Source organism: Roseibium litorale (genome assembly GCF_014842915.1).
Lineage (GTDB): Bacteria > Pseudomonadota > Alphaproteobacteria > Rhizobiales > Stappiaceae > Roseibium > Roseibium litorale.
On record NZ_JACYXI010000013.1, the window covers coordinates 53573 to 75668 of the forward strand.

The window sequence follows — 22096 nt, forward strand, 5'->3', positions numbered from 1 at the left end:
CGGTTTTCAGGTCTGTTGGGCAGCTTGCCGGATGGGCAGGAAACGCACCTGACCTTTGGCAGCTGCCGTCAGTTATCACCCTTCCAGACGCCTTGCTTCTTCAGCGCTTCGGCGACTTCCTTCGGAATATATTTCTCATCATGCTTGGCCAGCACGTTGTCGGCAACAAATACGCCATCCGGGCCAACTGTGCCTTCGGTGACCACACCCTGCCCTTCCCGGAAAAGATCCGGCAGGATTCCGGTGTAGGTCACCTTCACGCTGTTGCTGGTATCTGTCACGCTGAAGGTCACATGCGCATCATCCGCCCGCACGACTGAGCCTTCCTCCACAAGGCCGCCAAGGCGGATCCGCTGTCCCGGCCCGATCCCCTTTTCCACCACATCCGTAGGGCTTTGGAAAAAGACGATCTGGTCATTCAGCGCATAGAGAATAAGACCGACAGCCGCTGCCAGAACCACTCCGGCAGCGCCAATCATAGTCAGGCGCCGTTGTTTACGTGTCATTGTCTCGCGTCCATATTTCGACTTTAAGGCTCCGGCCCCTCTGGAACCTTAAAGTCCTGCGTCCCTGGCAAATGCATTGATCTGGCTCAGCGCCTCAGCGTTGTCAGCCAGGTTTTGCCGCGCTGTTGTCAGCGCCTCCTCCGCTTTGCCCTTCTCACCCAGAACCATATAGGCCCGGATCAGGCGAAGCCATTCGTCAACCGTTCCCCCGCCATCGGCGAGCCGCCCGGCGAGGTTCTCCACCATACCCCGGATCATGGCCGTGCGGTCATCCGCGCTCATGGATTGGGCTGCGGATACATCGGCTGCCGAAGGACCCGGCAGCTGCGCGCCAGACACCGGAGCACCGGCTTGACCTGGAACGGGTTCGCCCTTCAGTTCGGCAAGTTGCATCCGCGCGGCCGGAACCCAGGGCTCCTTCGGATCAGCGCCCTCCAGCAGGGATGTCCAGGCAACCACAGCCGCGCCGGTCTTCCCTTCCTGTCCCAGAGCAAGAGCGAGGAAGAAGCGTGCCTTCGCGTTCTTCGGGTCCAGTTCAACCGCTTTCTCGAACGAAGCGCGGGCATCCGCGCTGACAATACCGCTGTTGGCCATGGTCAAGGCTTCACCGTAGTCAGCCTGCCGCTTGGACGTCGGGCCGAGAAGACGGATCGTATTGAAATACGCCTGTGCGGCAGACTGGGCATTGCCGAGGCGAAGATAAACAGGCGCAAGCACTTCCCACCCCTGCCCGTCCTCGGGATTGTCGGCCAGGTGACGCTCCACACGCGCGACCAGTGTCGCGACGGACTGAGTTTCAGCGGGTGCCGACAAACGGGCAACAAGCGGCTGGTCCGGAAGGTCGGGCTGCCCGATCAGGCCGTAGATGCCGAGTGCTGCCGCCGGAATAAGCACTGCCGCAACCACAAACACGAGCTTGCGGGGCCAGTTTGAAAGAGAACCGCCCCCCTGCTCCGCAGTCTCGGCATCGGCAGCCGACAGCAGGCGCCGGGCGATTTCTGTGCGTGCGGCCTTTGCCGCTTCCGCATCGATCATGCCCCGTTCGAGATCCTTGTCGACCTCGCTCAGCTGCTGACGGTAGACGGCCGCGTCCGCAGCAGCACCGGTCAGAGACGCCCCCGCGCGCCCGGCATTGGCACGCGCGAAAGGCACAAGAACAGAAAGCGCAGCAACAGCCGTGAGGGCCGCAATCAGGATCCAGAATATCATGGAAGCATATAGACCCTGCCCCCCGCGAGAAGGCAAGCCATGCTGTCTGTGACGAGCGGTCGCGGCAGGGTTTTTCCTAGGGTGTGGACTCATAAATTTGAAGGCAATGGTTTGAGCGAATTTGTTTGGCTACAAGGCGCAAGACTGCAGGAAGCCTTATGGCTTTCAAAGTCTTGCAACGCTGTAGCCGGACGAATTCGCCAAATCCTTACAGGACGCGCAACTGGCTGTGAAAGGCGGCGTTGAGCGTCTCAACCGGGCATAAAGCCCGCTTTTCGCCACTCGCCTTGCCTTTCGGTGCCAGTTGACGCGCCATTACCTGCAAATTTATGGGTCCACACCCTAAGGTTCAGTCCCTAAGCGCGTGACGGTTTTCCGGTCACATTCGCGAGAGGTCCAGAACATTTACGGCAGAACCTCGGCGAAAGAGCCTTGCGGTCAACCTATTCCCCGGCTGAAGCGTGAAGTGCCGCTGGCGTCAAGGAGTGCTCCTGCTTCTTCGGCAATGTCCGCTGCTTCTCGATTGCGGTCTGACGGCTGCGTCTGAGTTGCGCGGCATAGTCTCCGCCGAAGTAGATTTCAGACAGCATGATCGCTGTGTCGACGGCGGAAAGATGGGCCTTCAGACTCTGGTCCGGCTGGTTGCCCAGATCGGAAATCAGCGAACGGGTCACGATTTCAAGCGTCTGCTCGATAACCTGCCGGGTCCGTTTGCCAATGTCATTGACCGCGAAGGTCTCGGAGGCATTCTTGACCATCACTGCCGTTCTGAGCGCACGGACAGCCTCATCAATCGAGGCATTGTCGATTTGCAAAACACCTTCCGAATCGGCTTTCGGCACCTGAAGCGAACGGCGCACGGCGCCCATGGCGTTCTGCAGCTCACCGGTCACCGCTGCGGAAATCTCTCTCTTGGTCTCTGAAAGCCGCTTGTGCCAGGTGCTGCTGTGCGACAGTTCCAGGTCCTGCTCCAGGCCTTTCACCAGCGTGTGGTAATCGGACAGAGCCATGGAAAAGGCGACGGGATCCGGATTGTACTTGCGGTGATCCTGCGCAAGCACATTCAGCCGCTCCGCCTCGCTCAGCACCACGTCGACAAAGGGCGCAAAGCGGGAGGCGCTGATCACCTTCGCGTCGTTGGAGTTGGCCAGCCGTCCTGCAAGACAAGCGAGATCTGAAGGGGAATCCGCCCGTTCCATAAGGGCAACCGCCACAACGGGAACATGGTCAGGGAACCGTTCGGAACACCTTTGAACGATCCGCAGGATGCTGGTGTCGGCTCTGAATTTCTTGTCGTTCAAGGTTTCCGGCACAACCTGAAGCAAGGGCATCAGCCAGTCTTCCGCCCCGAAGATCTTGTTGATGTCCTTGAGATCCGCGATACCACGCTCGCCACCTACCTCGATGCTGAGGCGCCGGCGCTCCTTGTCCGAACGCTCGATCTGATGCAGCGCATCGCTCATGGCGTCCAGCGCTGTCTTGCGCAGGTTGGCGACCAGCATGTCTAGCTTGTCGTCGCTGACCTTCGGGCGCAAGGCGAGATCCAGAACCTTCTTCACGTCCGAAGGCAGCAGATCACGGCCCAGCCAGGTCCAGACCCGGTCGAGCATGTCGCGGTGGATCCGCCCCTCCTGCTTGGTCGGCAGGAATTCCGTGATCAGAAATTCTTCAAGAGGCTGGAAAAACTTGCGCTGCACCTGGCTTTGGCGGACACGCCATATCCGGTTGCCCAGATCGTCCGGCTGAACCTGGCGGAGCATTTGTGCCGAGACTGTGAGGATCAGTTCATAGTGAGGGTCGGTTGCCCCTTCGGCGCGAGCACGCTCAAGACTGCGGACAAGCCCCTCCACGGCCTTGGGGCTAAGGTCTTGCAGATAGCTCCTGATTTTATTCGAAACCAATTCAGGGTTCGTCATTGCCTGTAAACGTTCCAAGGGCGTGCCAATTCGGAACTGTAAGGCGTCAATATTTAAGCATTGGTTGAGGAAAACAGTTCCTCTTTCAGAAAAGGGGCCGGAAAACCTTTTGGGCGCAAGAGCTTACTTGTTGCTCCGGCACTCTCCGCCTGTCAGCGCGCCCGTTTCGGGAAAAGAACGCATCGAAATAGGGCCGCAGAAACCCTGCCGTGCTGACGATTGCTCAAATGAAGGCTGTTTCCGGACGGGGGTTAGCCCAGGGTTTTCCAGGAGCCATCGTCCTGGCGGCAAGCCGTTCCACGCGACACAAGATGACGGCTGGACAAGTTCATTTCGTGAACGAACTCGCGGCAGGTTGTGTCATTGACCTGATAAATCGGCCCCGGACGCACCTGTCCGCTGCGGCCGGTCGCGCCGTTCTGCCAGGCAACAGCATTCCCGACCCCTGGCGAGCGCAGCGCCTGACGCTGGGCTTCGGCAACCGCCTTGTGATCGGAGACATCCAGGGACTGGCCGAATTCGTTGTTGAGGAGAACGGCGATCGCGGTGCTTGCTTCGGCTTCGGCCACACCTGAAGAACCGGCCCAGGAACTCGCCTGGCCGTCTCCTGATACGGACGAACAGCCGGCGAGCGCTGCCGACATCATCAAAACTGTTGCTGCCGCGGGTAGGAACCGCATCTATCGCTCCGGTCAAAAGATCCGGACGCTGCCGGACCCTGTCAGAAATAGGGGTACTTTATGGCCGGAGTAGGCCAAGCATCGAAAATATTTTGTGATCCCCGTCACATTTGGGAGCAATGTGACCTGAGACGGGATTTTACCCTACGCCCGGCGCTTGTCAAATGGCCGGCAGCACAAGACTCGCCTTCAGGCCACCCATTTTCGAACGGTCCAGATCGAGGCGTCCGCCATACAGCGCGGCAAGATCAGCGACGATGGAAAGGCCAAGGCCCGTGCCCGGAACCGTCTCGTCCAGCCGCTTTCCGCGCTTGACTGCCTCCCGGCGCTCTTCTTCGCTCAGGCCTGGGCCATCATCCTCAACCACGAGTTCGAAAAGCTCCCGTCCGACGCCGCTGGAGGTCAAGGGCCGCAGCGTGACACTGACCCGGCCTTTGGCCCACTTGCAGGCATTGTCGATGAGATTTCCCGACAGTTCCTCAAGGTCCTGCTGTTCGCCGCGGAACCGCAGCCCTGCCGGAACAACTTGCTCAAGCTCGATCCCCCGCCCCTGATAGATCTTGCCCATGGCCCGGCAGAGGCGGCTCAGAACCGGCTCGACATCACAGGAAACACCTATCACCCGCCGTTGCGCGGCCATGCGCGCCCGCTCCAGGTGATGCTGGATCTGGGTCGACATGATCGCCGCCTGCTCGCTCACCTTGTCCGCAAGCGGCCCCTGGGCAGCGCGGGCCTCGTTTGAAATGACGCTGAGCGGTGTCTTCAGGCCGTGGGCGAGGTTGCCCACATGGGTCCGGGCACGTTCCACGATTTCCCGGTTGGAGTGGATCAGCGCGTTCAATTCCACCGCCAGCGGCGCAATCTCGACCGGCAGATCCTCGTCGATGGCGTCCTCGTCCCCCCGGCGGACAGCCGCCAGCGAGGCTTGCAGCCGGACAAGAGGCTTCAAACCGACACGGACCTGCAGAAACACCGCGCCGACCAGCCCGGCCCCGATCACGGCCAGCGTCAAGGACGCCATGCGCGTGAACTGCGCCAGATCTGCCCGGAAACCGGCGGTTCTGGCGGCAACGGCAATAATGTAGGAGGCATTGCCGAACCGGACTTTTTCCTGGCGGATCCGGACTTCTTCCCCGCCCGGCCCCACACCGAAGGCACTCTGCGTGTCTTCCCCGGCCATGTCCCCAACACTCAAGGGGTCACCCACCAGCGACTCGGAGGCAAAAAGAACACGTCCCGTCTCACCGCTGCGGACGGTCCAGTACCAGCCCGAAAGCGGTAGGGAAAACCTGGGTTCGATCACGCCTTTGGGCGCCTGTATGGCAGGCTGTGTCTGCTGCGCGCGCGGAACATCCGTCGAGGCCGCGTCGGGCAGCATCTCGGACAGGATGGTCTTGGCATAGACCTCCAGCTGGGCGTCGAAGGCCCGCTCGCTCGCGGTCCGGTAGAGGCTGACCAGAATGAAGCCCGCAACTGCCAGCGCGAGCACCGACCAAACGGCAGCAACGACGACGAGGCGGCGTGATAGGGACCGCTTGCGCCAGCGGCTGACCGGTTTGGCAGCCGCCAGGATCTCTTCTTGCGGTGGTGCGTCGGCCTTATTCCTCAACCGGGTCTCCCAGACGGTAGCCCAGGCCGCGCACGGTCTCGATCATGTCCGAACCGATCTTCTTGCGCAATCGTCCGACAAACACTTCGACGGTGTTGGAATCCCGGTCAAAGTCCTGCTCGTAAAGATGTTCGGTCAGCTCGGTTCTCGAAATCACCTTGCCCCGGTGATGAAGCAGATAGGACAGGAGCCGGTATTCATGCGAGGTCAGCTTGACCGGCGCACCGTCCACGGTCACCCGGCCCGCCCGCAAATCCAGCCGTACCGGCCCGCAGATGATCTCGTTGGACGCATGCCCGGCAGCCCGGCGGACCAGCGCCCGCACCCGGGCCAGCACTTCTTCCATGTGGAAAGGCTTGGCAACATAGTCGTCGGCGCCCGCGTCGATCCCGGCCACCTTGTCCGACCAGCGGTCGCGGGCCGTCAGGATCAGAACCGGCATGGTCTTGCCATCCCGGCGCCAGTTTTCCAGCACGGACAGCCCATCGAGTTTCGGCAGACCAAGATCCAGGATCACCGCATCATAAGGCTCGGTATCGCCCATGAAATGGCCTTCCTCGCCGTCGAAAGCCTTGTCGACGGCATAGCCGGCTTCTCCAAGAGCCGTGACCAGCTGGCGGTTCAGATCGGCATCATCTTCCACGACGAGCAAACGCATGCGGTTCTTCCTAAAAATTGATGTCCGGGTCTAAAGCAAAACTCAGCGGCTGGCAGGCAGCACGACTGTCTTGACCTGCCCGCCAATCAGGACTGACAACCGGTAGACATATTGGCCGCCTTCAATGCAGAGCTGCGCCTTGACGATTTCCCCGCCGGCGGCCCCTTTCATGGACCCGAGCGAAGCCGCCTTGCCGCTGGCCACTGCATCGCGGGCTTCTGCCTGCGACAGGCATTGAGCCTGTGCCGCGGCCTGCATCTGGCCCAGCGCCAGAAATGTCAGCATGATCAGGGCAAGAAAATGTTTCACCTGTCTGTCCCACGAGCCTGCGGCCAGGGCCGCTGTTCTATTTCAGGCAGAACGGCCACACCATCCCGCCTCCGGATTGTTCCGGTTTCGTAACTTGGCAGGACTGCCATGCCCGTCAACCGGAATATGGCTATCAATAAGGGAAGAGACCTGAATGGAACCTGAACCGGGTCTTCAGGGAAAGGGAAGAAGCAAATCTCAGCACATTGCGGCTGCCCATCACGGATTGGGCTTTCTGAGCATCACCCGCGCCGTCCCGGCCTTGCGCCAGGACCAATCAACCACGAAACAGATCCCGCTGCATTAGATATGCTGCAAGATCCTGGATCTCCGCTCCGCTGTATCCGGCAAGGCGCGAAGACATGATGAGGCGCAGGTCTAGCACCGCTTTGAGCGTCTATCCTCCGGCATACTCCGGTAGAAATCCTGCAGGGTCTTGCCTGGCTCCTTGCGGAAGGTTTCGCCCGTGTCGGCGATGGACTGCATTCTGTCGAGCCGGAACATGCGGAAATCATCCCTCAGTTCGCACCAGGCGACCAGCGTCCAGACCTTGCCCCAGAACCACAATCCCAGAGGCCGCAAGGTACGCTCGCTCGCCAGCCCCTCCTTGTCTTCGTAAAGCACATGCAGCCGGGCCCGCCGGTTGCTGGCCCGCTCCAGAAGATCGATCCTGAGCCGCAACTCTTCCGTCATTTCCGGGGCAATGGCGTGGATCTGAACTTCCGAGGTGCTTTCCCTTAAGGTGTCGGGCAATACCGCGTCGATCTTGACCAGCGCCTCCTCGGCGGCCCGCGCCATTTCCGCTCCGCCCCAGGCCCTGATCAGCTTTGCGCCCGCCATCAGGGCCGTGATCTCGTCACGGGAGAACATCAGCGGTGGCAGGTCGAACCCGGCGCGCAGAATGTAGCCGACCCCGGCCGCGCCATCGATCGGCACGCCCGAGGTCTGAAGATCGGCAATGTCCCGGTAGATGGTCCGCTCCGACACTTCCAACCATTCCGACAGCTGCCGGGCACGGACAAGCCGTCCGCCCCGCAAATGCTGGATAATCTGGAACAACCGGTCAGCGCGGCGCATCCCCTTGCCCCTTTACTTGGTGAACAGCCCTATGGAATTGCCGTCCGGATCCATCCCATAAGCAAAGGTGCCCGCAGGAATGGTGATCGGATCGGAAACCATTTCACCGCCAGCCTTCACGAAACGCTCCATCGTGTCGACCAGTTTGTCCGGGCAGCTGAGGTGAATGGTCATGCCCGTTCCCCGCGCCGGCGGCTTGCCTGGATAGAGATGGCCGGAACGGCCGCCCTCTTCCACCGGGAACATGGCGATCTCATTCGGGCCCATGTCCACCCGCTCCAGCTGTGTCTGAAACACCGCGTTGTAAAAGGCAATCGACTTGTCCAGATCGGACACGGGCAGCTCGAACCAGACCATGGTATGCGCAGGCTTGAAAGTCATCGGGGATCTCCCTCATACGTGTTGACGAGGCAGATCTAGCAAACCCCTCCTGACAGCCTTCTGTCAGGAGCCATTTCAAACCATGTTAGAAACTCAACCAGCGCTCCGCGCCTTCCAGCCCGCCGGGCCAACGGTGACATGGCGCAGCAGGATGTTGGCGACGCCAACACCCAGAACGACCATTTCCGCGCTCTGCGGCGGAAGGAAGTCAGACCAGTCGACCCCCGCGGTATAGGTCAGCAGTTCCTTCAGAATCACAATCAGGCCAACCGCCCCGTTGAAAATCAGCGTTTTCCAGCCCGTCATCTGCCGTCTCCTTTTCAGATATCCGTTTGCTCAGGATGAAGCCGTGCTTGCGCGCCCGGACCAGCGGGCGGCCCCGCTTCTGCGCCAGACAGATGTGGCGAAGGCTGAAATCCGGCCTCTGAACCGCCAAATCACTCCGGTTACCAGCACCAGAAGCAGCAGGCAGAACCCGGCCAGCAGCGCGGTTTGCCAATGAAAGCCGGCAAGGCTGGCGCCCCCGGCCCCGGCAAGCCCAAGCCCGGCCCCCGCATGCTCCGTTCCACGCTTGGCAGAAAGCCGGGAGAGAAGGGACAGCGTCGCCGGGCCGATCTGCCCGTCCACCAGCAAGGGCGGATTGTCCCGCTGAAAGGCGCGGACAGCGGCCTTGGTGCGCTGCCCGGCCAAGCCATCTGCAGGACCGGGCGTGTAGCCAAGCTTCGTCAGGACGGCTTGCGCTTCCCTGACGGCCGGATTTGCTGAGACCTCGTCACCGGTAGAAGCAACCGGCGGACTGCCATAATCGCCCGACGCCAGCAGCTTCGCCTCGTCGCTCCGCCTGCGTTCAAGCCCTTTCAGAACCCGCCCGACCGCGGTCACCCCCGTCCGGGCGAGCAGATCCGCAGCCTTTGCCCTGTCTCCCTTGCGCAGGGCATCCGCCCATTTCCAGCGCAGCGCCCTTGCGCCCAGATTGTAGACAACGGACACACAGGCATCGAATTCGGTCTGGGTCAGATGCGTTAGAGCCTTGGCGGCCAGCGGTGCATATTCCTCGTCCAGCATGGTCAGGAGCAGCTTGTTCGCATCCGCCCGGCTCAAGACATCCCCGACCTTCAGGGCGCTGCCGTAGCGGCTCAGCCACCAGGAGGCGAAAATGCGCGAGCGCATGGTGAAGCCATAGCCGATGGTCACCACACCCGCCGGATCCAGATAGGCCCGCGAGGCAAAGCCCTCATGCGCCGCGATGAACGCGAGCCCCCTCTCACTGACTTTCATGAGCCCCCCCTTTTTGATCCGTCTGAACCCGCCAAAAACCCGCTTCACCCCTGTGGCACCACCGGCAGCATGCAGTGGACCGCGACGCGGACCGTGCCGCCGGTGAAGCTGCCGCCGTTGGCCGTCAGGCGCACCGGCGTATCGCTGTAAAAGGCCGTTGGCCCAATGACTCCCGCATTGCTTGCACCTTGGGAAATGCCAAGCGATCCGCCGAATTTCGACACTTCCCCCGCCAATCCGCAGTCGTAGGACGCAGCACCCGTGACAGCTGTGACGGTGCGGGTGGACACCCCGAAGACCACGGCCCGGTTCGGGATCAGCGGAGAAGTCTCCACGTAGGCGCCGGAAAGACCGCTCAAGGTCTCTTCCAGCACGGCAATCCGCGTTTCCGCCCCATGGGACGAGGCTGCAAGCAGCGTGTTTTCCCGGATGAGCCCCGCTTGCTGCCGCCAGACACCGCCGAGATAGGTGATCACCGCCTCTTCGTCCGCCACCAGAGCCGTCATGCCCTCGAAGGCGGTGAGAAACAGCCAGGCCCCGTCCAGCCACAGGGCAAGCCTGCCGTCCTTGCCCGACCAGTCTCCCGTCCCACTGGAAGCCACCAGCCAGAGCGCGCCACTGTCCGGATCAAGCGGAGGCCCGGACAGGGACCGGCTCTGAATCAGCGGCTGTGTCAGGGCATCCAGACGCTGCAGGGCCTCGTTGTGGGTCACATGTTTCTGGGCCTGCGCTGCCGCAAGCAGCGGCAGGGCAAGACGGATCGTGTCAGACATGAAGGGTCGCCTTTCTGGAATGCCCGCGCCCGGCGGCTGCGGAGAACTGGCAGACGGACAGCGTCAGGGTTGATTGCTGCGCGCCAAAGTCGGCAATCTCGCTGGCAGCCGGATAAAGCATCTCCGGCGTCTCGAGGCTGAAGCTGCGCAAGACCGTTTCTCCCGGTCCCAGGATCTCGGCCACATAGGCCTCCCGCTCCTCCGCCAGCGGCACTTCCGCCTGCTCCCAGCTGTCTCCGCTCAGCCGTGTCTGGCGGATCCAGGAAAAGGCGACACCGCCCGCTGTGCGCCTGGCCTTCAGATGCCCCGGCGCCAGAGGTACCAGCCCCCGCCCGCTGGCCGCATGGCTGAAGGCCAGCACCCGGCTGTCGTCCAGCGGCAGGCTCCCCGGCACCAGCCGGTAGGAAAGGCTCAGGCCCTTCAGCCCGGCGGCAACAGGAACAGAGCTGATCCCGCCGCTGTCCAGCAGCACAACATCTGCCCCCGCCGGAGCGCCGGTCAGCATCTCCGGTTCCGTGCCGCGCTGCCCGCGCAAGAGCCGGCTCAACCGCCAGCTCCGCACACCTGTCAGCACCGCCTCGGCAAATTGCAGGATCTCGAAACCGCCGCCATTGGTCCGCACCGCCAGCGCATTGCCCCCTGCAAGCACCGCCTGCAGGGGACGGGTCTGCAGCAGCCCGCCGAACATCTCCACTTCCGGCGCGTTTGCCCGGTCTAAGACATCCACCGGACCAAGGGCAAGCGGCGTCTTCAGCCGTCCCATGGTGGCAGGCTGGGAAACGGTCAGCACCGGTTCAAACCCGCTGTCTCCCACTGAGCGCATCAGGGTCATGCTTCCCGGCCAAGGCCGGGCAAAGGTGGCGAGCCTGGGCGCAAGCCCGTCTTCAGAACTCTCCAGAACCGGCAGATCGATCAAAAAGCCATGGGGCACGCCTGCATCGGAACTGCGGAAGGGCGCAGACCCGGACAGAGGCGTTGCCGAAACAGCTGCCCGCGTTGCTCCTGTGCGCAGAGCCTCCACCTTGCGCAGGTCCGTATCCTCGATGCTCTCGATCCGCAGTGTCAGCGGCGGTGAAAAGCTCTGCCCCGGCACGCTGGCGAGCGACAACACGTCCCCCGGCTCCAGATCCAGCCGCAACGGCGACAGGCTCAGCGTCATCCGTTCCCGCTCACCCCAGATCCGCGCCAGACGGCGGTCGGCTGCCTGCTGCAAGACGCCCGGGTCCGCGACGGCTTCCAGATCCACAGTCTCCACGTCGCGGCTTCCGCCGGAGAGCCTGCGCGACGCGGCGCCCCGGCGCTGATAATCAGAGGCCGGATCTTCCGCAGACAAGCGCACTTCCGAGGCCAGCTCGCTCTCCTGTGCCCGGGTCCGGCTCAAAATGCCCTCTCCGTCCGCCGGATCGGCCAGATCCTCAAGCGTTAGCTCAATCGTAGCAACCGTTCCCGCATCGCTGATGAGGACCCGCGTCCCCTGATCGCTAGCGGTTCCGCCAAAAACATCCAGCAAAGGCTCCAGGATCTGCCGGGCGGACACAGGTCCGGCGACTGCCAGACCTTCCACCAAGCCGCTGAGGCTCCCCACTGACACATCTTCCGGGGCAATGCCGAAGTCATCAAGCAACCGCCGCACAAGACCACCGAGCGACACGCTGCCCAGCCGCCCGTTCAGCCAATGGCCGGTCTGCCAGTTCTCCCCATCCGCCCACACGTCTCCATAATTCGGAAAGGCCGGATAGGGCCGCGCGTCCCAGGTCCAAAGATGGATATTCGCCGGGTCCACCATGGGGCCGCCGTAAAGCGGCGAGACCGGATTGTCCCCCTGCGGGAACACCGGATGCCGGTCATCCCAGAAGCTTAAGGAAGCCTCCAGCGCCCGGCGCTGGATCAGGTCATCCCTCGTGCCTTTCGAGAAATACGGCAGAGCACTTTCCGACGACTTCGGGTCGGAAAAGACATTCGGCTGGTTCGCGCCAAAATCCACCGCAGGAACACCCAGCTCGGTGAACCAGATGGGCTTGGACATGGGGCTCCAAGCCGTTGGGCTGGCATCCTCCACACCGCCCGTCCGCTCAAAATGGCTGTTTGCCCACCAGCCCTTGAGATCCTTGGAGCGGAAGACCCAGGGCTTGCCGTAGGCCCCATCCGCGATCGGGCTGCGCAAACCTGCCCGCCGGTCCGCATCCGAGGCGTAATACCAGCCGTGATATTCGCCGCCGGTAATCCCGGCCCTCAGGACGTCCATATCATAGGGATCGCGGTTGCCGTCCGGGTCGCCCCCCTCGCGCATATCTGCCATGGGCAGGTAGTTGTCGATGCCGACAAAGTCGATCGCCGGGTTTGCCCAGAGCCGGTCCAGCGGAAACCGCAGGTCCCCGCCATCCATCTGCCGCCCGCCATACTCAGACCAATCCGCCGCATAGGAGATCTTGGTGGATGCCCCCAACAGCACGCGGACTTCCCCCGCCAGTGCGGCGAGACCCTCGACGAAGGGAAAGCTGCCGTCCCCGGCCCGGACAACCGTCAGCCCGCGCAGCTCCGAGCCAATCAGAAAGGCATCCACCCCGCCGGCTGCCTTCGCCAGTGCAGCCATATGCAGGATATGCCGCCGGTAGGACCATTCGTCCGGCCCATGATAGCTGACCGCTCCGGAGGAAACCGTGAAATCCGCAGCCGTGACAGTTCCGAAAAAACTCGACGCATCGGACGCCGCATCGCCTGTTGAGGTAATCCTTCCCCGCCAGGGATAGACAGGCTGCTCAGAGCCACCATAAGGATCCGGCAGGCCATTGCCTTCCGGGATGTCCATCATCAGAAAGGGATAGAGCATCACCCGGAGGCCCCTTGCCTTCAGGTCGGCAATCGCAGACAGCACGCTTGCATCCGCAGGTGTACCGCCAAAGGCGGGTGCTCCGTCCCTCTGAGAGACGACCGGAGCCTGCTCCCGGCTGAGCCCTGCCACCGACCAGATCAATCCTGCCGTCGTCTTTTCCGCCGTCTCCACCTTCGGGCGGAACCGGCACGCGCCAGCTCTCAGGTCGTCGCCAAACCAGGTCACCACCAGCGCCACACTTTCCAGCGAGGGACAAACCGCCTGCAGATCGTCCAGCGAGGCTGTCCAGTCCGTATCGGCCAGGCTTGTGTGGTGGTTCAGGCTTTCGGCTTCTCCCGGCAACAAGGTCTGGCTGACTGGCACCGCCGAATAGACAAACTCCCCCGCCCCCGGGATCATGGTCACAGCCCGGACCTGCGCCTCCAGAGGCTCGATCGCGCGGATCACTTCAAAAGCAAGCTGCGGAATTCGGTTGCCGAACCCTGCCAGCGCCAGACGTTCAAACACCACATAGGCCGTGCCGCGATAGGCTGGCGCCTCGCCCTGAACGGCGGCAATCAGAGGGTCCGGCTCCTGATCCTCCGTGCCTTTGTAGACGCGCATGGTCAGCGGACCGGTGTCCAGCTCCTTGCCATCGGCCCAAACCCGGCCAATCCGGTCAATCGGCCCCTCTGCCAGCGCCACCGCGAAGTTGGCGAAATAGGAATAGCTGCGCACGGTGGTCGACGAACCTCCGCCCTTGCCGCCTGCGCTTTCCTCGCTGACCACCTCCTCGAAGTTGGTGGCCCAGATCACCTGCCCCGCCAGCCGCACCCGGCCATAGACGAGCGGCAGCGGCGCGCCTTCGTTCGAGGTCTGCACCGTCAGGTCGGACAGGCGCGATCCCTCGACTGCGCGCCTGGAGCCGAACAGCAGGCGGTCCACACCGGCCCCGGCCACCGCCCCCACAGCCTTGCCGAGGATCGCGCCGATACCGCCCAGCCCGAACAGGCCGCCAACGGCAGAGCCAGCTGCGGCCAGGATCAAAGTTGCCATGACGGCTCCTCCGGAAAACGGAAAGCGTTGGAAATTCTGCGGCGCCAGGCTGGCACCAGCGGGCTCTCGATCACGCCCACCCGCTCATAGGCATGGATGAGCTTTTGCCCATCGGCCAGCAGCCCCACATGCCGGGCGGGTACGCCGTCGCGCCAGCGGAACAGGAGAACGTCACCGGGCAGCGCCGCCTCAATGGCGATTTCCTCCAGCCAGCGCCTGCCCGCCTCCCTCAGCTCCTCGCGTCCAGCCGCAGACCAGTCCGGCGCATAGTCGGGCGCTTCCTCGGGCTCGCGCCCGTAGAGCCCGCGCACCACGCCGCGCAGCAGCCCCAGACAATCGCACCCCGCCCCCCGGCAGCTCGCCTGATGGCGATAGGGCGTTCCCAGCCACAGCCGCGCCTCGGCGAGCGCCCTTGACCGGATGTCAGCGCTCTCTTCCTCAAGAGACACGGGCACCTCCATCATTTGTTCCGGTATTGCGGGAGGGATAAGAGAGAACGAAGTCGGTTCCCGGCAGATGCGGGAAGCCCTGAAAGTTCAACCCATTGCCGAATTTCGACCGGCAGGTGGCAAACCGCTTGTCGCAGCCTGCCGTCACCTTGACCTGGACGCCTGCCGCCAGCGGAGAAGGCGGCGCCTGCCACAGCGTGATCAGCGCGCCTGTTTCCGTCAGCGTGTGATTGGCGATCTCGCTGGAAAAGCCTTGCCGTTCCCCATCCAGAACGCTCAGCAGGCCACCGGTGAACCAGCCTTCTTCGAAGGTTCCGGCTCCCACCAGCTGCACATCCCCTGTAGCGCTCGCGGAGATGACAACTCCCACCGTGCTGTACACCGGGCCTTCCAGATCGATCCCGCAGCGCGCATCTCCCAGATCCGCATCGCAGCTGCGCGAATAGACCCGCCCATGCCGCGCCTCAAGCGTATGAGCCAACCCTCTGAGTTCAGCCTGAAACGCTGTCCCCTTCCGGCTCACTTCTCCGATCCTTGCCCGCCGCAGAGCCATGGAAACGTCACCGGCAGCGCTCCAGTCCGCGAGATAGACCGTCACTTCCGCCCCATCCCAGAGCCCTGCCTCCAGATCATCCTCGCTTAAGGCCGGACCGCTGATGGCGCCAGCCACGTCTCCCGCAGCTGCGGCGAAGCCTGGCCCGCTGGTGCGAGCGGATGCCTCCAGCCCGTTTTCCGGCAGACAGGTCACTCCTTCGACCAGCACCGGCCGGTCATGGTCGGTAAAGCCGCAGCGCACGCCATCCGTCCGGGTCACCACCCAGCACAGCGCAAGCGTCGTCTCCCGCCGCGCCAGCCGGGCGGCAAGATCCGTTGGGATCGTTTTCATGAGAGTGTCCCGTCAGAAAGAAAGGTTGTGCTGAGCGCTGCCCGCTCAGGCGATCTTGATTTCCACCAGCGGGATCGTCGGAATATCGCCGGCCTCGAAATGGGTCAGGCTCACCTCCAGCCTGTCCGTATCGAAGCGGACGGGCACGTCAAAGAGGAACCCGGCGGTAATCGCCACGCCCTCCGCCGGAGGCTCCGCAAACACCAGTTCCCCGGTGCTCTCATCAAGAGTGACGTCGCTTCCCGTCGCCAGCATCACCCCGTCCAGCGCCGCCCTAAGGGACCCGGCGTCGACCAACCGGATCTCACGGACATAGGCCGTCTCACCACTGCCATAGGTCTTGCGCGGCACGAACCGGGTGGCCGCTCCGTCGCCTATGCCTTGCAGCTGGTCGGTTGCCAGTGGCAGCCCGCCGTCGCTGCGGGTGGAATGATCGAAAGGATCGCGGAAGCGGAACCCGTAAAGCCGTCCCCGCGCTTTTTCAAAAAGTGACAAAACCGCGCGCAAATCCGCCAGGGAGCGGATACCGGTCGAGGCGTCATAGCGCCTGCGGCTATCGGCCCAGCGGGCATTGCGCGCCTCGAACCCGGAGGCCAGAAGCACCACGTCCGTCCTCCGCTCCGGTCCGCCCAGCGCTCCAAAGGCAACCGCCGAGGGAAAACGCTCGTCGAGGATCGAAATCATGGAAAAAACTCCTTCCCACCCTGCCCGGATTGATCTGGCTCAAGGTGCCCCGGCCCAAGCCCGGTCATCTTTGCCCGAACCAAGGAGGGCACTGAATGAGTCATGTACCGCACGAGTTGCACGAAGAATTCCCGCAGGCTGCGGAGCAACTGCACGCACTGAAGACGTCCGATGCGCATTTTGCCCGGCTGGCGGACGAGTATCACGAGGTCAACCGCGAAATTCACCGGATCGAGAGCGAAGTGGCTCCCGCATCCGATCAGGCCTTGGAGGATCTCAAGAAGAAGCGCCTCGGCCTCAAGGATCAGATTGCCGCCTTGCTTGCGGCAACCGAAAACACCGGCTCCTGAGCCCCTCCTTTTTCAGGCCGGTGTCAGAGCCCGCGCCGTCCCCGTCCGACGGCGCGGGCCACCATGGCCGAGATCTGCGCTTCCGACCTGCGGAAGCTCTCGGCATCCCGGGCAGCCACATTGATCTGCACCCGCGGCCCTTGGGCGCTTTCCCGGCCAGACCGGATGCCAAGCCGTCCATCGGCTCCCCGGCTGAGAGGCAGGATCGCCTCAGCGCCCGCTTCCCCGGCCACCCCCAATCCGCTTTCCAACCCGAAATAAGTCGGTGAGGCTACCACGCCGCCCTTGGCGAAAGGCATGACCGACCCGAGCAGCGGCACCGCGCCGCTTACCAGCCCTGACAGAAGGCTGCTTCCGCCAGATCCCGCCACGCTGCTGACCGCACTGCCTGCCAGACTGACTAGGGAGTTGAAGGACGAGGTCAGCACCTTTGTAGACAGGGTCAGCGCCATCTGCCGGATCACCACGTCCAGCGACTTCCCATCCAGCAGCGCGGATTTCATGCCACTCGTCAGTGTGGAGGAAAACTGCGACGCGCTCCGGGTCAACGCCTCCATCTGCCCGGAAAACCGGCTCAGGTCTCCAAGCGGCAGATCAACCAGTCCGCCATCATCCTCGTTCGCCATTATGCTTGGTCCTTTTCAGTCAAGCCTGTCCGGAAACTGGCCCATCAACCGGTCGAAATCCCTGCGGCCCAGCGCAGCCTTCTGGCGTATCAGGCCCAGCGCTGCCGCCAGTTCGCGGGGCGTTGCCGCCCAGAAATCCGCTGGGCGCCAGCAAAGCCCGCCCATTGCCCGTTCCATCAGGGTCTGCCACGGCATGGGCTCAGGCTCCCCCGCAGACCTCAGGCAAAAGGGCAATCTGCCCCCGGATCCTCTGCGCTCTCCTCATCGTCCGTTCCGAACGTCACCTGGAGGAGATCCGTTGCGATCGCGGCAAAGCCCAGCGCGCCTCCTGCGGTAGTCATGGCCGCCACCTGATCATCGGAGACAGAGTTCCCTGCGCCGCGCAGGCCGGCCCCGATCACCCGGATCAGGTCCCGCGCCGACACCCGTCCGCTCGAAAACCGCTCGGCCAATGCCGTCAAACTGTCGAGAGCAAAGGCCGCCTCCAGCTCCGCCAAGGCCCCGAGGGTCAGAACCAGCGTCCACTGGCGGCCATCCAGACAAGCGGCAATCTCGCCGCGCAAGCGATTGGGCATTCCCTTCTCCTTTCCTGCCAGACCGCCTGTCACAGCACCGCGAACACCAGTTCGCCCGCAGACTCCAGCGCCAGCTCGTAGGTCACTTCCCCATCGTGCCGCCCGCCATATTCCAGCGCGGTCACCTGAAACGGGCCAGTCAAGGTGCCGAAATCCGGGATCACCACCTGCCAGTCCCGGATCTCCCCCGCGAAGAACAGCTGACGCACCGCCGCGTCGCTGGCCTGATCGCGGAACAGACCTGATCCGGACAGGCTCGCCGTGCGGGTTCCGGCTGAACTCAAAAGCTCCCGCCAGCGCCCGGCACTATCGGAACTGGTGATGTCCACCGCCGTGGCATTCAGCGCCATCCTGCGGCTTCTGAGCCCCGCCACCGTCTGAAAACTCCCATTCCCGTCCTGATCCAGCTTGAGCAGCAGATCCCGTCCAGCCTGAGCCGCCATGGCATTCTCCTTCACTGTGTTCGAAAATCAGATTGTCCCTCGCCCGGGCCCTTGGCCCGGCCTCTCCCCAAAGGGGCGAGGCATCCCTGCCGCACTGCTCAGGCAACCCAGGACCACGTTTGTCTTCAGTCTCTCCATACGGGCGGCCTGCTCCCTCTCCCTTCAGGGAGAAGGTTGGGGTGAGGGAAAGCCCTATTCCACCGGCTCTGTCACCGCCCGAAGCTCGATCACGCCCCGGAAGGTGCGGCCGTCCCGCATCAGGGCCGTGCTCCGGCCGGAGAGCTGCAGGCCAACGAGGTGATGCCCGTCGAGCGTGAGCGCCCCATCTAGGATCTGCCCGGAGGCTTCCTCCATCAGGGTCAGAACCTCGTCCCGGCTGGGCGCACGCGAGAGAACCTGAAGCCGAAGATCATGCAACAGACCCTCTGACGGATCGCTCAAGAGCGGCTTGCTCCCCAGTGTTTCCAGCGACAGAAACGGAAAGGCCTGACCGCGTGCCGGCACGTCGCAAATGCCCTCCGACCCCATCTGGGCGGTCAGCGCAGTGGACCCGTTCAGCCGCGTGAGAAGCGCCTTTCTCAGGGCCAGCTCTGCAGAAAGCACGCTCATGTGTCTTCCTCCTCGGCCAGGCAGAGCAAGGTCTTGCCGCGCAGGTTCTCATCGGCAGCGCTGAGAATGCGGAAGGTCTTCGCTCCCGCCACCACCCGCCAGCCTCCGGCAACATCCTCCCGGTAACGCAGGCGGATCTCATGGGTCACGGTTCCTGAAAGCCGGTCCGACAGCACAGCTTCGCCCTGCCTTAAGCAGCGGATCTCTGCAAAATCCGGTCCGGCGGCAGCATAGACCAGCACCGCTGCCCCACCGGCGGATTGGGTCCGCACCGGCTGTTCCAGCTCCACCGGCGTGCGGTACCGCCCCGCGCTCACAGCAGACGCACCCGGTTTGCGGCCAGAAGCCGGTCCAGACCATGCGGCATGCTCGCCATGGCCAGCTCCGTTCCGGCTTCCCGGTACTCGAACCAATGAGCCGCGAGCAGCCGCACGCTCTGGCGCAGGTCCGCGGGCACATCACTGGCAGCTGTGCCATATCCGGCGGTAAAGTCGATTTCGATGGACATCACGGCAGAGGATGGCAGCCCCGCCCCGGGCTTCACCCGGATCCGCGCCGGGCTGGTGCTCTTGTCCAGCCGCCAGTCCCCCTCGGACAGCGCATGGGGCACGCCATCCTCATCGAACACCAGGATCTGGCTAATCCCCTGTACGGGGGCGACCGGCAGCTGCACGACCCGCCCCAAAGGCCAGCCATCCAGATAGAGCCGCCAGCTCTGGGTGATCAGCGCCCGGCGGGTTTCCTGCTCCACCTGCGCCCTTGCGGAAGCGATCAGTTGTTCCAGAAAAGCGTCTTCCACCGTACCGGTCAGGCGTAAATGCGCCTTCATTTCCGTCAAGGTCACCGGCTCCACTACCGGTTCGATCACACGCGTTGCAGTCATGGCAAACCTTCCGGAAGCAGCGTCGAAAAACAAAAAAAGGCCGGATCCTTGAACAAGGACCCGGCCAGTCGGGGAGGATATATCAGAGCCGGCCGGCTGAAACTGACCGGCTCCAGTCAGAAGGACGCGAAGGTCCCCGGGCTGTGACCATCACGCCCTCAGGCAGAGAAGGTCATCAGCTTGATGGCGTCATAGTCCTGCACGCCGCCCCCCACGCGTTTGGTGGTGTAGAAGAGGACATAGGGCTTGGAGGAATAGGGATCGCGCAGGATGCGCACGCCCATCCGGTCCACCACCAGATAGCCCCGGCGGAAGTCGCCAAAGGCAATCGCGGGTGCATCTACCGCGATGTCCGGCATGTCCTCGGCTTCCGTCACGGGGAAGTTCAGCAGGGTCGCCTCACCGCCCGCGTTCATCGGCGGTTGCCAGAGATAGTTGCCGTCCCCGTCCTTCAGCTTGCGCAGGGCGCCCTGAGTGCGCCGGTTCATCACGAAGCGCGCGTTCTGCCGGTAGCCGGCCTTCAGCGTGTAGATCAGATCCAGAAGCACATCGCCGGGGCTGAGCGCCGGAAAGCCGCCCGCCTCGCCGCTCTTGACCGTCCCGAGCTTACCCCATGTCCAGCTGGCCTCCACCACCCGGTCGGCCGCCAGGAAGCCCTTGGGCCGGTTGACGCCGTCGCCATTGACAAAGGCAGCGCCCTCCTGCTCGGCAAAGGCCGCTTCCACTTCCTCGGCGATCCAGGCATCCACATCGATGGCCGCATCATCCAGAAGCGAGGCGCTGGCCGCCGGCATGGCGTAAAGCTCCATCGCCGGGAAGGCCAGTTCCGCCAGCGTTGGAGCTGTTGTCTGCGGACGGGCATCCGTCTCTCCCACCCAGCCAGTCTGCGGACCGGTCAGGGAATAGGGCTTCTTGTAGGTCGCCGACGACACCTGCCGGTTGCCCGCAATCGACCGGATCGGCGAGACCTGAGACAGGCGGCGCAGAATGCCCGCTTCCGTTTCCTCCGGCACCAGATAGCCACCGTCCGGATCGGAGCCGGACGACATGGCCTTCAGCTCCAGCGGGCGCAGCCGGGCGTCCTGACCGGTCCGCACATAGGTCTCGAAGGCCGCCCGGTGCTCCAGAACCTGGGCGGGGACAGCCCGTTCCGGCCTTGCACCAAGCTCAGCCCCGATTTGCGGACGCCGGGCCTTCAGGGTCAATTGATCAAGACGGCGCTGGGTTATGTCGAGCGCGGCATCCAGCCGGTCCAGCTTTTCCAGCGTCAGAATGTCCGGATTGCCCCGCTCCTCGATTTCCGCCAGCCGGGCATCATTGACCGCCCGGTAGCTTTCGAAGGCACGGAAGAACTCGTCGAAGGTCCGGGCAACATCCTCACCGCCCGAAAAGGCAGAGGGCTGCGCCGCCACCCCCGCGGGCAAGCCGCCCGCCTTTGTCTCCAGCGGCAGCGCCGCAGTGGAACCCATCACGTCCGAATGCTGCATCAAACTCTCCCTTGTGTACCGGTCAGGCGCCCGGCGAGGGACACCTTCGACCTGGATCTGGATTGGATAGCGGGTGCGGGCGCAGGCCCCGCGAGCTGCACCCGCGCGCCTTCCGCCTGCGGAAAGGTCACGATCGACACTTCCCAAAGATCGATGTCGGTCAGAATGCGCGGCCCCCGGCCCGTGGAACGGAACGACCTGCGCGCCTTGAAGCCGATGGAAAGTCCCGTTGCCACCCCGGCTGAGATCAGCACCGCGGCCTCCCGGGCCTGCTCAACGTCCTTCAGAAGATAGCCACTGACCCGGAGGCCGACCCTGTCTTCGCGGAGGGACGTCCAGATCCCGATCGGGGCCGCCGGATCGTGCTGCCACAGGATCGCCAATCCGCCGCTGCCCCTGGTTTCCAGGCTGCGCTGAAACGCTCCCCGGCGGATGATGTCGCCTGCCCCGTCCAATTGCTCAAACAGGCTGGCATAGCCTGTCACCGGAATTCTGCCGCTGAGGAGATCCTCCGCCCGCTTCTGCTGCCGGGCCAGAGCAACGCCGCCCGCACTCATCTCCCGCGCTCCGGTTTCCGCGAAGGCTCGGCCCTTGCCAGCGCCAGCACCGCTCCGGAAAACCCGCCAAACACCTGCCGGTGTGCCGGTTCCTTGCCGCGTCCTGCCAAACCGGCCCTGCGCAGCCAAAAGGGCGCCGCGCGCTTCAGGCCCTTGCTGATCATTTCAATCATCACTCCGCCTCCCGTTGTTGGGACATTGATTCAAGTGAGAGGATTTTTTTCTTTTGATTCATGAGGTTGTAGGAGAAAGCCCTCACCCGGACCTGCGGTCCGACCTCTCC

The 22096-nt window shown here is 63.5% G+C and carries 27 protein-coding genes; 1 reads left to right on the plus strand and 26 read right to left on the minus strand.

Features of this window, described 5'->3' with window-relative positions; all coding sequences use genetic code 11:
* Positions 1-68 precede the first annotated feature (68 nt).
* The 16 genes from ccmE to IG616_RS18240 form a co-directional block, all read right to left on the minus strand.
* Positions 69-506 (minus strand): cytochrome c maturation protein CcmE, encoded by a 438-nt coding sequence (ccmE, locus tag IG616_RS18165; RefSeq protein ID WP_192149601.1) that lies wholly within the window; start codon positions 504-506, stop codon positions 69-71.
* Positions 507-554: 48 nt separating this feature from the next.
* Complete coding sequence (gene ccmI / locus IG616_RS18170; protein ID WP_192149602.1) at positions 555-1715, minus strand: c-type cytochrome biogenesis protein CcmI; 1161 nt, start codon at positions 1713-1715, stop codon at positions 555-557.
* 443 nt (positions 1716-2158) lie between these two features.
* A complete protein-coding gene (locus IG616_RS18175; protein ID WP_192149603.1) occupies positions 2159-3631 on the minus strand; it encodes a hypothetical protein in 1473 nt (490 codons plus the stop codon).
* 251 nt (positions 3632-3882) lie between these two features.
* Positions 3883-4311 carry an RT0821/Lpp0805 family surface protein gene (locus IG616_RS18180; RefSeq protein WP_192149604.1) on the minus strand — a complete coding sequence of 143 codons (429 nt, stop codon included), beginning with the start codon at positions 4309-4311 and terminating at the stop codon, positions 3883-3885.
* 160 nt (positions 4312-4471) lie between these two features.
* On the minus strand, positions 4472-5920 hold the full coding sequence (locus tag IG616_RS18185; RefSeq protein ID WP_246476300.1) for a sensor histidine kinase: 1449 nt from the start codon (positions 5918-5920) through the stop codon (positions 4472-4474).
* Positions 5910-6578: a winged helix-turn-helix domain-containing protein gene (locus tag IG616_RS18190; RefSeq protein WP_192149605.1), complete on the minus strand. Its 669-nt coding sequence runs from the start codon at positions 6576-6578 to the stop codon at positions 5910-5912. Before IG616_RS18190 ends, IG616_RS18185 begins: the two co-directional genes overlap by 11 nt.
* A 42-nt stretch (positions 6579-6620) precedes the next feature.
* Positions 6621-6887, minus strand: a complete 267-nt coding sequence (locus tag IG616_RS18195) for a hypothetical protein (protein WP_209007733.1) — start codon at positions 6885-6887, stop codon at positions 6621-6623.
* 378 nt (positions 6888-7265) lie between these two features.
* On the minus strand, positions 7266-7964 hold the full coding sequence (locus tag IG616_RS18200; RefSeq protein WP_192149606.1) for a helix-turn-helix transcriptional regulator: 699 nt from the start codon (positions 7962-7964) through the stop codon (positions 7266-7268).
* A gap of 12 nt (positions 7965-7976) precedes the next feature.
* A complete protein-coding gene (locus IG616_RS18205) occupies positions 7977-8345 on the minus strand; it encodes a VOC family protein (RefSeq protein WP_192149607.1) in 369 nt (122 codons plus the stop codon).
* A 93-nt stretch (positions 8346-8438) separates the two neighbouring features.
* Entirely contained in the window at positions 8439-8651 is a 213-nt protein-coding gene (locus IG616_RS18210; RefSeq protein WP_192149608.1) for a hypothetical protein, read from the minus strand.
* A 30-nt stretch (positions 8652-8681) separates the two neighbouring features.
* On the minus strand, positions 8682-9623 hold the full coding sequence (locus IG616_RS18215; protein WP_192149609.1) for a glycoside hydrolase family protein: 942 nt from the start codon (positions 9621-9623) through the stop codon (positions 8682-8684).
* A 44-nt stretch (positions 9624-9667) separates the two neighbouring features.
* The gene (locus IG616_RS18220; protein WP_192149610.1) at positions 9668-10396 is read right to left on the minus strand and encodes a DUF2793 domain-containing protein; all 729 of its coding nucleotides are present in this window, start codon (positions 10394-10396) and stop codon (positions 9668-9670) included.
* Positions 10389-14264, minus strand: coding sequence for a baseplate multidomain protein megatron (locus IG616_RS18225; protein ID WP_192149611.1), 3876 nt, complete (start codon positions 14262-14264; stop codon positions 10389-10391). The genes IG616_RS18220 and IG616_RS18225 overlap by 8 nt, the downstream gene beginning before the upstream one ends.
* A complete protein-coding gene (locus IG616_RS18230) occupies positions 14252-14713 on the minus strand; it encodes an NlpC/P60 family protein (RefSeq protein ID WP_343072396.1) in 462 nt (153 codons plus the stop codon). Before IG616_RS18230 ends, IG616_RS18225 begins: the two co-directional genes overlap by 13 nt.
* The gene (locus tag IG616_RS18235; protein ID WP_192149613.1) at positions 14703-15599 is read right to left on the minus strand and encodes a DUF2163 domain-containing protein; all 897 of its coding nucleotides are present in this window, start codon (positions 15597-15599) and stop codon (positions 14703-14705) included. The genes IG616_RS18230 and IG616_RS18235 overlap by 11 nt, the downstream gene beginning before the upstream one ends.
* Positions 15600-15644: 45 nt before the next feature.
* Positions 15645-16283, minus strand: a complete 639-nt coding sequence (locus IG616_RS18240; protein WP_192149614.1) for a DUF2460 domain-containing protein — start codon at positions 16281-16283, stop codon at positions 15645-15647.
* A gap of 95 nt (positions 16284-16378) precedes the next feature.
* Here IG616_RS18240 and IG616_RS18245 point away from each other — a divergent pair, with 95 nt between their 5' ends.
* Complete coding sequence (locus tag IG616_RS18245; protein WP_192149615.1) at positions 16379-16633, plus strand: HP1242/YdcH family protein; 255 nt, start codon at positions 16379-16381, stop codon at positions 16631-16633.
* 23 nt (positions 16634-16656) lie between these two features.
* Here IG616_RS18245 and IG616_RS18250 read toward each other — a convergent pair whose 3' ends face one another.
* From IG616_RS18250 to IG616_RS18295, 10 genes are all read right to left on the minus strand, one after another.
* Positions 16657-17259, minus strand: a complete 603-nt coding sequence (locus tag IG616_RS18250; protein ID WP_192149616.1) for a phage tail tape measure protein — start codon at positions 17257-17259, stop codon at positions 16657-16659.
* A 15-nt stretch (positions 17260-17274) separates the two neighbouring features.
* The gene (locus IG616_RS18255; RefSeq protein ID WP_192149617.1) at positions 17275-17454 is read right to left on the minus strand and encodes a phage tail assembly chaperone; all 180 of its coding nucleotides are present in this window, start codon (positions 17452-17454) and stop codon (positions 17275-17277) included.
* A 23-nt stretch (positions 17455-17477) separates the two neighbouring features.
* Positions 17478-17834, minus strand: coding sequence for a gene transfer agent family protein (locus tag IG616_RS18260; RefSeq protein WP_192149618.1), 357 nt, complete (start codon positions 17832-17834; stop codon positions 17478-17480).
* Positions 17835-17863: 29 nt separating this feature from the next.
* Positions 17864-18277 carry a phage major tail protein, TP901-1 family gene (locus IG616_RS18265; RefSeq protein WP_192149619.1) on the minus strand — a complete coding sequence of 138 codons (414 nt, stop codon included), beginning with the start codon at positions 18275-18277 and terminating at the stop codon, positions 17864-17866.
* Between the two features lie 192 nt (positions 18278-18469).
* Positions 18470-18886 (minus strand): DUF3168 domain-containing protein, encoded by a 417-nt coding sequence (locus IG616_RS18270; RefSeq protein WP_192149620.1) that lies wholly within the window; start codon positions 18884-18886, stop codon positions 18470-18472.
* Entirely contained in the window at positions 18883-19203 is a 321-nt protein-coding gene (locus IG616_RS18275) for a phage head completion protein (protein ID WP_192149621.1), read from the minus strand. Before IG616_RS18275 ends, IG616_RS18270 begins: the two co-directional genes overlap by 4 nt.
* Positions 19200-19769: a head-tail connector protein gene (locus IG616_RS18280; protein WP_192149622.1), complete on the minus strand. Its 570-nt coding sequence runs from the start codon at positions 19767-19769 to the stop codon at positions 19200-19202. The genes IG616_RS18275 and IG616_RS18280 overlap by 4 nt, the downstream gene beginning before the upstream one ends.
* Positions 19770-19927: 158 nt before the next feature.
* Positions 19928-21256: a phage major capsid protein gene (locus IG616_RS18285; protein WP_246476302.1), complete on the minus strand. Its 1329-nt coding sequence runs from the start codon at positions 21254-21256 to the stop codon at positions 19928-19930.
* Positions 21256-21813 (minus strand): HK97 family phage prohead protease, encoded by a 558-nt coding sequence (locus IG616_RS18290; RefSeq protein WP_192149623.1) that lies wholly within the window; start codon positions 21811-21813, stop codon positions 21256-21258. The genes IG616_RS18285 and IG616_RS18290 overlap by 1 nt, the downstream gene beginning before the upstream one ends.
* Positions 21810-21986, minus strand: a complete 177-nt coding sequence (locus tag IG616_RS18295; protein WP_192149624.1) for a hypothetical protein — start codon at positions 21984-21986, stop codon at positions 21810-21812. Before IG616_RS18295 ends, IG616_RS18290 begins: the two co-directional genes overlap by 4 nt.
* Between the last annotated feature and the right edge of the window lie 110 nt (positions 21987-22096).